The organism is uncultured Veillonella sp. (assembly GCF_905209685.1).
Classification (GTDB): domain Bacteria; phylum Bacillota; class Negativicutes; order Veillonellales; family Veillonellaceae; genus Veillonella.
The window spans coordinates 1-10,250 of record NZ_CAJLUB010000060.1 but is presented as its reverse complement, the minus strand read 5'-3'; the positions used below and the strand labels follow the sequence as shown (position 1 = coordinate 10,250).

The following is a 10,250-nucleotide window of genomic DNA, read 5'->3' as shown; positions in this document are numbered from 1 at the left end:
GTTTCGTATTTACTACTCATAGAGAAACCTCCCCAGTTGGTGCTACTAATTGACAGTCTGGACGTGCTTGTTCAAATGTGAAAGCGGCACGTAACAATGTTTCTTCACCCATAGCAGGACCGAGCAATTGTAAGCCGATTGGCAAATTGCTACTACTCATACCTGCTGGAATGCTAATACCTGGAATACCTGCAAGGTTTGCTGGTACTGTACAGATATCTTCTAAGTACATTGCCAATGGATCATTTGCTTTTTCACCAAATTTATAAGATGTATTAGGTGCAGTTGGTGTTAAAATCAAATCCACTTTGGAGAATGCTTCATCAAATTCATTTTTAATGAGGCGGCGTACTTTTAATGCTTTCAAATAATAAGCATCATAATAACCAGCACTCAATACATAAGTACCTAACAAAATACGGCGTTGTACTTCAGGGCCAAAACCTTCTGTACGAGTTTTAGTAGACATATCTACAAGATTATCTGCAGATACGCGCATTCCATAGCTTACACCGTCATAACGAGCCAAGTTGGAACTAGCTTCTGCCAATGCGATGATATAGTATGCAGACAACGCATATTTAGAGTTAGGCAAGGAAACCTCAACGATTTCAGCACCTAATTTTTTATATGTTTCGATAGCCTCTTCCATAGCTTTACGAACTTCGATATTGAGACCTTCGCCAAAGAATTCTTTTGGCACACCGATTTTAAGATTTTTTACATCATTTACAAGAGCTGTAGTGTAGTCTACACGAGCACCTGGAATGGATGTGGAGTCTTTCGCATCATGACCAGAGATTGCATTTAATACTAAAGCAGCATCTGTTACATCACGAGTAATAGGTCCAATTTGGTCCAAAGAGGATGCAAAGGCGATTAAACCATAACGAGATACATTACCGTATGTTGGTTTTAAACCTACAACGCCACAGAAGGACGCTGGTTGACGAATAGAACCACCAGTATCAGAGCCAAGAGCCCAAATTGCAGAGCCACTAGATACAGCTGCAGCACTACCACCAGAAGAACCACCTGGTACGCAATCTGCATTCCAAGGGTTAGTCGTTTTTGCTAATGCAGAGTTCTCTGTGGAACCACCCATAGCAAATTCGTCCATGTTAAGTTTACCAAGACTTACAAATTGATTATCTTGTAAACGTTCAATAACAGACGCATTGTATGGAGGTACAAAGTTCTCTAACATTTTAGATGCACATGTTGCAGGTTCATCTTTAATACAAATATTATCTTTAATTGCACCAGGGATACCTGCCAATGGAGAAATAGCTTCACCTTTAGCAATTGCTTCATCTACAAGCTTAGCTGTAGCTAAAGCACGATCATGAGAATCGGATAAGTACGCATGTACAGTCGGTTCCACTTTCGCTTTATGTGCAATAACAGCATTCGTCAATTCAACGGCGCTGATTTCTTTATTCACTAGTTTCTTGTGTAATTCATGAATTGTTGCCACAGCGAAACCTCCTATTCTTGTACAACGCGAGGTACTTTAAAGTACCCATCCTCTGCTTCTGGAGCATTGGACAAAGCTAAATCATGATCTAAGGATGGTTTTGTTTCATCCTCTCTAAATACATTGTGCAATGGTACTGCATGAGCCATAGGCTCCACACCATCAAGTTCTAATGCATCTAGTTCAGCAACATAAGTCAAGATGTCGGACAACTCTTTTTCTACATGTGCCATATGTTCTTCCTTAACTTCCAATCGTGAAAGTAAGGCGATCTTTTTAATTTCCTCTTGGCTGATTTTCATCGGAACACATCCTTTCATAATTACTTATTATAAAGCAAATAATATATATTTTCAAAACATTGTAAGAATGTATATCTATTGGATTTCACCGAGTTCGCGTAAGAGTTCTACAAACTCTTCTTCGTTCATAACTCGTATACCCAATTCATTTGCTTTAGTAAGCTTGCTACCACTATCTTCACCAGCGATAACAAGGGTTGTTTTCTTAGATACAGAACCTGTAACCTTTGCCCCATGAGCTTCAAGGATTTTACCAGCTTCACTACGGCCCATAACCTCAAGCTTACCTGTAAGAACAACAATTTCGCCGTCCATTTGATTACCTGTAGCTTCTACAACATCTACAGTCATTTTAAGACCTGCTTGTATTAAGCCTTCAATAATGGCAACATGAGCAGGGTCTTGACGGTATTCAACGATACTATCAGCCATAGTAGGACCGATTTCTTCTACCGCCACTAATTCTTCTTTAGTAATTGTCATGAACCGTTCCATTGATTGCACAACATTAGCAATTGTACCAGCTGCTTTAGAGCCAATGAGACGGATGCCAAGGCCATATAATACACGATCTAATCCACGAGTTTTAGAGTCTGCAATGGCTTTCACCAAATTCTCTGCAGATTTTTTACCCATTCGGTCCATAGTAACTAATTGATCTACTGTTAAATGATATAAATCAACCACATTAGTAATTAACTTGTTATTGATCAAGTTTTCTATAATGCTAGGACCAAGGCCATCTATGTTCATAGCATCGCGAGATGCAAAATGGATAATTTGTTCTTTTTCAATGGCAGGACAGTGTTTATTAGTACAACGAACAGCGGCTTCACCTTCACGACGAACTGCCGGTGAGTCACATACTGGGCAGCGATTTGGAATGGTGAAAGGTACCTCAGAACCAGTACGTTTTTCTGGAACTACACGAATAACTTCTGGAATAATCTCAGCCGCCTTATGAATGATAACGTGGTCACCAATGCGAATATCCTTTTCATTGATAAAATCTTGATTATGTAGTGTAACGCGGCTCACATTCGTACCGGATACAAATACGGATTCCAACTCGCCTGTTGGCGTAAGAACACCTGTACGCCCTACATTGATAGTAATATCCTTAAGAACGGTTTCCACCTCTTCTGGAGGATATTTGTACGCTGTTGCCCATTTAGGGTCCTTAGCAGTACTGCCAAGTACCTCTTGATCATCAAAACTATTAACCTTAATTACCATACCGTCTGTGTCGTAAGGCAACTCATGACGCTTTTCACCCCAATAATTAATAGCCTCGATTACCTCGTCAATTGTTTTACATACGCGATAATGTGGATTTACAGAAAACTTAAATGTTTCTAAGCTTTTTAGTAATTCCTCTTGGCTATGAATATTAGCCCCCACTTCAGAGCCGATTGCATAGGCAAAGAATGCTAAATTACGACTAGCCGTAATAGCTGGATCTTGTTGACGTAAAGAACCAGCTGCTGCATTACGAGGATTTACAAAGGTTGGTAAGCCCTCTTCATCACGTTCTTCATTAATGCGTTTAAATTCGCTATGAGGCATATAGGCTTCACCGCGAACCTCGATAAATTCAGGTGCATTTTCGAGGTATAAAGGAATGGATTTAATAGTCCGCACATTGGCTGTAACATCTTCGCCAACGCGACCATCACCACGTGTTACAGCACGTACAAACATGCCATTTTCATAATGCAAATTGACAGCTAAGCCATCGATTTTAAGCTCTACTACATAAGCAGAAGGCTTATGACCCAATTCCTTTTCTACGCGACTAGCAAATGCACGTACTTCATCAGCACTAAATACATTAGATAAACTCAACATAGGGCGACCATGAACGACCTTTTCAAAGGATCCTTCCACCTTCATACCCACCCGTTGTGTTGGGGAAGATGGCACAATATATTCAGGATGAGCTGTTTCTAAATCAACAAGCTCTCGATATTTTTTATCATATTCAAAGTCGCTCATTGTCGGAGCATCTTTTACGTAGTACAAATACTGCGCATGAGTTAGCTCTTGTTGTAACTCTTTAATTCTATCTTTCGGATTCATCTTCTATCCTTTTATACAGAAAACAATTAACCCTTTTTAACAGGTGCAAATTTAGCCATTACCACACGTACACCTTGGGTTGGAAACTCAATAGTTAGCTTCATGCCAGCCCCTTCGCCAGCAACATTGATTACTTTCCCATTGCCCCACTTACTATGAATAGCTGTATCGCCAACTTTCCAGTCTGCAATCACCTCATTGCGAACAATTGGTTTTGTGACAGGGCGGCTAGTAACACTCATATGTTGTGGTACATGGCGCTTAATATCATCAGGAACTTTTCGTTTAGCACGTAAACCATCTACTAATTCTTCAGGAATTTCATCAATAAAGCGAGATGGCAAATAACTACTAGTACGTCCAAATACGGTACGCGTAGTAGCATTAGAAATATATAATTCCTTTTCAGCACGAGTAATACCTACATAGGCAAGACGACGTTCCTCTTCGATTTCCTCAGGGTTCATCAAGGTGCGGCTATGTGGGAATAAACCTTCCTCCAAGCCTCCTAAGAATACGATTGGGAACTCCAAACCTTTCGCAGCATGTAATGTCATTAAGGTCACTTTAGACTCTTCTTGCTCGAAGGAGTCAACATCATTAACGAGGGCTACTTGCTCTAAGAAATCCTCAACAGTCCCCGTTGGATTAGTATCTTGGAAGTCTTTAGCTACAGATAAAAGTTCACCGATATTCTCAGCACGAGCCTGATCTTGTGGATCTGTACTTTCTTCCAACTGAGCCAAGTAACCAGTTCTATCTAGAATAGCCTCTAAAATATCGAGTACCGTTTTATCTTCCATTTCAGCTACAAGAGTAAAGATAAGAATGCCAAACTCTTCTAACTTTTCCTTTGTTTTACCCTTAATCGTATCTACTAGATGCAATTGTGTTAATGTCATGAACAAGGATGTGCCGTTTGCACGAGCATAGTCTTGTAGTTTAGCTACAGTAGTAGCACCAATACTACGCTTAGGTACATTGATGATACGTAACAAACTCAAATCATCAAAAGGGTTATATAGTACGCGCAAGTATGCTAGTACGTCTTTAATTTCTTTACGATCGTAGAACTTTGTGCCCCCCACCATTGTATATGGCAAAGCTCGTTTAATCAGTGCTTCTTCAAGTACACGAGATTGAGCATTTGTACGGTACAAAATGGCCATATCTCCATAAGGAACACCATGAATGTCGTGCTTTTTAGCAATAGTATCGCCAATGAAAGCTGCTTCTTCATGTTCAGACTGTGCCATAAAATGCTGGATTTTAGCGCCTTCAGTCTTATCTGTCCATAAGTTTTTCTTTGGACGACCTTCGTTATTTTCAATCACTGCATTGGCTGCATCAAGAATAATCTTTGTAGAACGGTAGTTTTGTTCCAACTTAATAGATGTACAGTTCGGATAATCCTTTTCAAAGTCTAAGATATTTTGAATATCTGCACCACGCCAAGCGTAAATACTTTGGTCAGCATCACCTACTACGGCGATGTTTTTCCAATGAGAGGCTAATAATTTAGCCAATAAATATTGAGCATGGTTCGTATCTTGATACTCGTCAATCATAACGTAACGGAAACGCTTGCTATATTTATCTAACACAGCCTCATTAGACTGTAATAATTTTACGGCCACCAATAATAGATCATCAAAATCTAGAGCATTATTCTTACGCAATTCACGTTCGTAATACTCGTAGACATCGGCAACCTTTTGCTGGTAAAAGTCTCTCGCTTGCTTTCTAAAATCAGAAGCAAAGAGTAATTTATTCTTTGCATCTGAAATAGCTGCTATCATAGCACCTACAGGATAGTATTTATCGTCTAAGTTTAATGCTTTCAAAGCAGCCTTAATAACAGCTTGCGAGTCAGATGTATCGTAGATTGTAAAGTTACTGTTATAGCCTAAAAAATTATCTAGCTCAAAACGCAAGAATTTCGCACAAAAACTATGGAATGTACTGAGCCAAATACGATTAGCCACATCACCAACAAGACCTTCCACACGACTTTTCATTTCTTTTGCCGCTTTATTGGTGAATGTAATAGCCAAGATTTCATAAGGATTAACACCTTGAGCCAATAAATGTGCAATACGAACGGTTAATACCTTTGTTTTACCAGATCCTGCACCAGCTAAAATTAATAAAGGGCCTTCCGTATGTTGAACGGCTTGTTGTTGCTCTTTATTTAAACCTGTTAATAATGAATTCATCGGAACACCCCTATCGCCCTTACATATACTATAATTTCATAATCATATAAATAGAGAAGAAGAACGTTGCAAGCAACGTTCTTTTCCCTTTGTATACTACTATACTATTTCATAGCACCAAGAATCGGTGGTACGATTTGTTTTTTACGAGACATAGTATTTGGCAAGAATACGCCATTGTCTTTAACTTCTTTTTCGAATGCTTTTGTTACTACAGCTTCCACATCACCACTGAATAACAATGTAGTGCTTTCATCAAGAATATTTGTAACCATGATGTAAGAAGCATTATAGTTATTAGCACTGCGAAGAGCCTCTAATGCAGCTACAAGTTCAGCTTGTTTAGCCAATACATCTGTTGTATCCATAACAGAAATTTGACCGATGGAAATCGTTTTACCTGCTTCGGAGAATTCTTTCATGTCTGTACGAACGATATCGTCGTTAGTCAAATCAGAAATATCTGCACCAGCTTTTAACATATCAAGGCCATAGGACTCGATATCTACACCAGCGATTTCTGCCAATTTATGAGCCATTTCTTTATCTGTTTCAGTACATGTTGGAGAACGGAATAAAACAGTATCAGAAATGATAGCGGATAACATCAAGCCTGCAATAGCTTTAGGAATTTTTTGATTATTTTCCATGTACAATTTAGTAATGATTGTATTGGAGCAACCTACTGGTTCTAAACGCATAAATACAGGACCATCAGTTTCAAAGTCACCGATGCGGTGATGATCCACAACGCCACACATATTCATGGATTTGTAACCATCAATGATTTGTTTAGATTCGTTATGGTCAGTTAAGTACAAGTTGCCGCCTTCTGGAGCGAATTCTTCCCAATTCTTAACGATTTGAGGGTGTTCAAAACCAAAATGATTCAATACATATGTTGTTTCTTTATTTCCTTCACCTGCACATACTGGAGTAGCTGGTGTACCCATTTGTGTTAAGAAATTAGCAAAGGAAATAGCAGAACAAATAGAATCTGTATCAGGGCTTTTATGACCTGCTACATATGTTTTTACATCACTCATAATATACCTCTTTTATATAAATTTCATACTTAATATCGACTTACGTCAATCCGATTTTTAACTATATTATTATATCATAAATTATATAAAAAAACACGCCACTACTAAGTAGTGACGTGTTTTTGTCATTCTACAAAATTATCTAATGTAAATGATTAGTCGTGATTTTTTTTGCGGTTTGTAAACAAACCAGGTCCAAGTGTTTCAATGATGATGAACAGCATTGGAATGATAAAGATACCAAACAATGTTGCTGTTGTCATCCCTGCTACTACAGTAATACCCATGGATGTACGAGCACCAGAACCAGCACCAGAAGATACTGCCAATGGCAATACACCAAGGATAAACGCAAAGGATGTCATCAAGATTGGACGCAAACGAATTTTTGCAGCTTCGATAGCAGCATCAACTACGTTCATACCGCGCTCGTCAACACGAATCTTCGCATATTCGATGATCAAAATCGCATCCGAGCGCACCGGTCATTGCGTCCGTTTTAATTCGGAGGTGACAGAGGGGGTTTATTTTGGGGAGGCTGACGGCAGCCTGTCGTGGCGTGTTGCGGCAATAGAGAATCTTTTCAATGATTCAGGTGTGCGATTCCATATTTCAGAAGATATCCTCAAAAAAATATGGGCGAAATATGCCCTGAATATCAGTATGAATCTGCCGCAGGCCATTATCGGATGCGGTCTGGGCGGTTACAGAGACAGTGCGTATGTGATGGATATCAGTACGAAATTAAAGGAAGAGGTAGTAGCAGTGGCACTGGCCGTCGGCATCGATATCCGGGAGGAAAAGGCGGCGAGTTTTGACAGCCGGACGGTTTCACCGAAGGCCCGTTTCTCAACACTTCAGGATCTGGATGCAAAGCGGCATACAGAAGTGGATATGTTTTCGGGAGTGCTCCTTCGACTTGGAAAAGAGTTGAACATTCCAACACCATACAATGCGTTGGCGCTGGATATTATTAAGGCACTTGAAGAAAAAAATGATGGCAGGTTTGATTATCAATAACCCGGGGAGGAAATAGAGAAATGAAAAAGAGAGTAATTACAGGACTGATGGCAGCATCAGTAATAGTCAGTCTGGCAGGCTGTGGTGCAGGTCAGAAGGAGAGCGTGGAAAGCACAGCACCGGCAACAACGACAGAAACGGTTGCAGCCTCTCAGGTGGAGACAGCTGAAGCGACCGAGACAGAAAAAACGGTGCAGGAAGACCGGGCAGCAAGAATTAAAGCGTATCAGGCAGCATTGGAAAATATTTATCAGAATCATATTCTGCCGGACGGATCAGAATTGAGAGATGACATCAGTGGTGAGATGTCAGGCAACAAATTTGCTGTTTACGATGTTGATCATGACGACAGAGAAGAGCTTGTTTTCTGCTATACGGCAACAAGCATGGCGTCAATGATAGCGAAAATTTATGATTACGATGAAGCAAGCGGTGAATTGTATGAGGAACTCTCACAGTTTCCGATGCTGACATTTTATGACAATGCGACCATCGGAGCCGGTATTTCGCATAATCAGGGCTATGCCGGCGAGTTCTGGCCGTATACGTTTTATACTTATGATGCGGCCAATGACAGCTACCGGGCCGAGTACTTTGTCGATGCCTGGGATAAATCTTTATCCGATGTCAATTATAACGGGGAAGCCTTCCCGGATGATGCAGACAAAGACGGTGATGGCATTGTGTATTACCTGGAGGCACCGGATGGCAGTGAAACCGGTGAGCCGCTCGACAGGGATGCTTTTGATCAATGGGTCAGTGAGAATGTCGGCAATGAAGAAAACATTCCGTTTCAGGATTTGACAGAGGATGCAATCCGTCAGATTCAGTAAAAAAGAAAGAAATATACATGCGCTGACCGTGTTTTTATAGAAACAGAAGGTGCGTAAGGGGGAATTGGGGATGGAGCAGAGAAAAATCAGAACACTGGTCAATAGACAACGCAGGTTCTTTTACACAGGAAAAACGCAGCATATGGCGTTTCGTGAGATGGCTCTGAGACGGCTGCAGATCAGCATTGTGGCACATGAGGATGAGATTAACCGGGCACTCAGGCTGGATCTCGGCAAAAGCGCATCTGAAGCGTATATGTGTGAAACCGGCATGGTGCTGGCAGAGATCAGCTATATGCTCAAACATATGCGGCAGTTTGGCAAGGATCAGACTGTGCGGACACCGCTGGCCCAGTTCGCGTCAAGAAGCTTTAGAAAGCCGTCGCCATATGGGGTGACATTGATCATGAGTCCGTGGAATTATCCGTTTCTTCTGACGATGGAGCCGCTTGTGGACGCGCTGGCAGCAGGCAATACAGCAATCGTCAAGCCGAGCGCCTACTCACCTTTTACGAGTGAGATCATGGAGAAAATCATATCGGAATGTCTGCCACAAAAATACGTTGCGGTTGTGAACGGCGGACGTAAAGAGAATCAGTGGCTGTTAAAGGAAAAGTTTGATTATATCTTTTTTACAGGCAGTCAGGCAGTAGGTAAAGAAGTGATGGCACATGCGGCAAAGCATCTGACACCGGTGACATTGGAACTCGGAGGAAAAAGCCCGTGTATTGTTGACGAGACAGCCAATATAAAGCTGGCGGCCAGACGCATTGTCTTTGGTAAATATCTGAACTGCGGGCAGACCTGTGTGGCACCGGATTATGTGTACTGCGCGGCTTCTGTTAAAGATGCACTTGTTGACGAGATGAAGAAACAGATCTGGAAGCAGTTTGGAGACGATCCGCTGGCGAATGCCAATTACGGCCGCATTGTCAATGAGAAGCATTTCAGACGTCTGCTTGGACTGATCGATCCGACGAAGGTTGTCGCAGGCGGCGTGTGTGACAGTGCACTTCTTCAGATTGCACCGACAATCATGGATCATGTGACATTTGAAGATGCTGTGATGCAGGAAGAAATATTCGGACCGATTCTGCCGGTGATGACGTTTCATTCACTGGATGCGGTGATCAGTCAGATCAATCACAGAGAGCATCCGCTCGCCTTATATATGTTTACGGAGAGCAAGGCTAATGCCGATCGTGTGATGACAAATTGTGGTTTTGGTGGTGGCTGTATCAATGATGTTGTGATTCATTTAGCTACTAGTAATATGG

8 protein-coding genes and 1 pseudogene are annotated in these 10,250 nt (G+C 41.2%); 3 read left to right on the top strand and 6 right to left on the bottom strand.

From position 1 onward, the window contains the following. Window positions 1-16: 16 nt before the first annotated feature. The 6 genes and pseudogenes from gatA to QZ055_RS05680 form a co-directional block, all read right to left on the bottom strand. Window positions 17-1,477, bottom strand: coding sequence for an Asp-tRNA(Asn)/Glu-tRNA(Gln) amidotransferase subunit GatA (gatA, locus tag QZ055_RS05705; RefSeq protein ID WP_295825236.1), 1,461 nt, complete (start codon window positions 1,475-1,477; stop codon window positions 17-19). 11 nt (window positions 1,478-1,488) lie between these two features. Beyond that, window positions 1,489-1,779 (bottom strand): Asp-tRNA(Asn)/Glu-tRNA(Gln) amidotransferase subunit GatC, encoded by a 291-nt coding sequence (gatC, locus tag QZ055_RS05700; protein WP_004696952.1) that lies wholly within the window; start codon window positions 1,777-1,779, stop codon window positions 1,489-1,491. A 75-nt stretch (window positions 1,780-1,854) separates the two neighbouring features. Then, a complete protein-coding gene (ligA, locus tag QZ055_RS05695; RefSeq protein ID WP_295825233.1) occupies window positions 1,855-3,858 on the bottom strand; it encodes an NAD-dependent DNA ligase LigA in 2,004 nt (667 codons plus the stop codon). A gap of 26 nt (window positions 3,859-3,884) precedes the next feature. Then, window positions 3,885-6,074: a DNA helicase PcrA gene (pcrA, locus tag QZ055_RS05690; protein WP_295825231.1), complete on the bottom strand. Its 2,190-nt coding sequence runs from the start codon at window positions 6,072-6,074 to the stop codon at window positions 3,885-3,887. 104 nt (window positions 6,075-6,178) lie between these two features. Next, window positions 6,179-7,120, bottom strand: coding sequence for a manganese-dependent inorganic pyrophosphatase (locus tag QZ055_RS05685; protein WP_295825230.1), 942 nt, complete (start codon window positions 7,118-7,120; stop codon window positions 6,179-6,181). 155 nt (window positions 7,121-7,275) lie between these two features. Beyond that, a pseudogene (locus tag QZ055_RS05680) lies at window positions 7,276-7,593 on the bottom strand (efflux RND transporter permease subunit); the annotation flags it as partial. On the opposite strand from QZ055_RS05680, the gene QZ055_RS05675 reads away from it, so the two are divergent. From QZ055_RS05675 to QZ055_RS05665, 3 genes are all read left to right on the top strand, one after another. Further along, a complete protein-coding gene (locus tag QZ055_RS05675) occupies window positions 7,577-8,140 on the top strand; it encodes a ketopantoate reductase family protein (protein WP_295825227.1) in 564 nt (187 codons plus the stop codon). The pseudogene QZ055_RS05680 and the gene QZ055_RS05675 sit on opposite strands and share 17 nt — an antisense overlap. Window positions 8,141-8,160: 20 nt before the next feature. Continuing rightward, complete coding sequence (locus QZ055_RS05670; RefSeq protein WP_295825225.1) at window positions 8,161-8,973, top strand: hypothetical protein; 813 nt, start codon at window positions 8,161-8,163, stop codon at window positions 8,971-8,973. Window positions 8,974-9,043: 70 nt separating this feature from the next. Further along, the coding region (locus QZ055_RS05665; protein ID WP_295825223.1) for an aldehyde dehydrogenase at window positions 9,044-10,250 on the top strand (1,207 nt) is incomplete at its 3' end.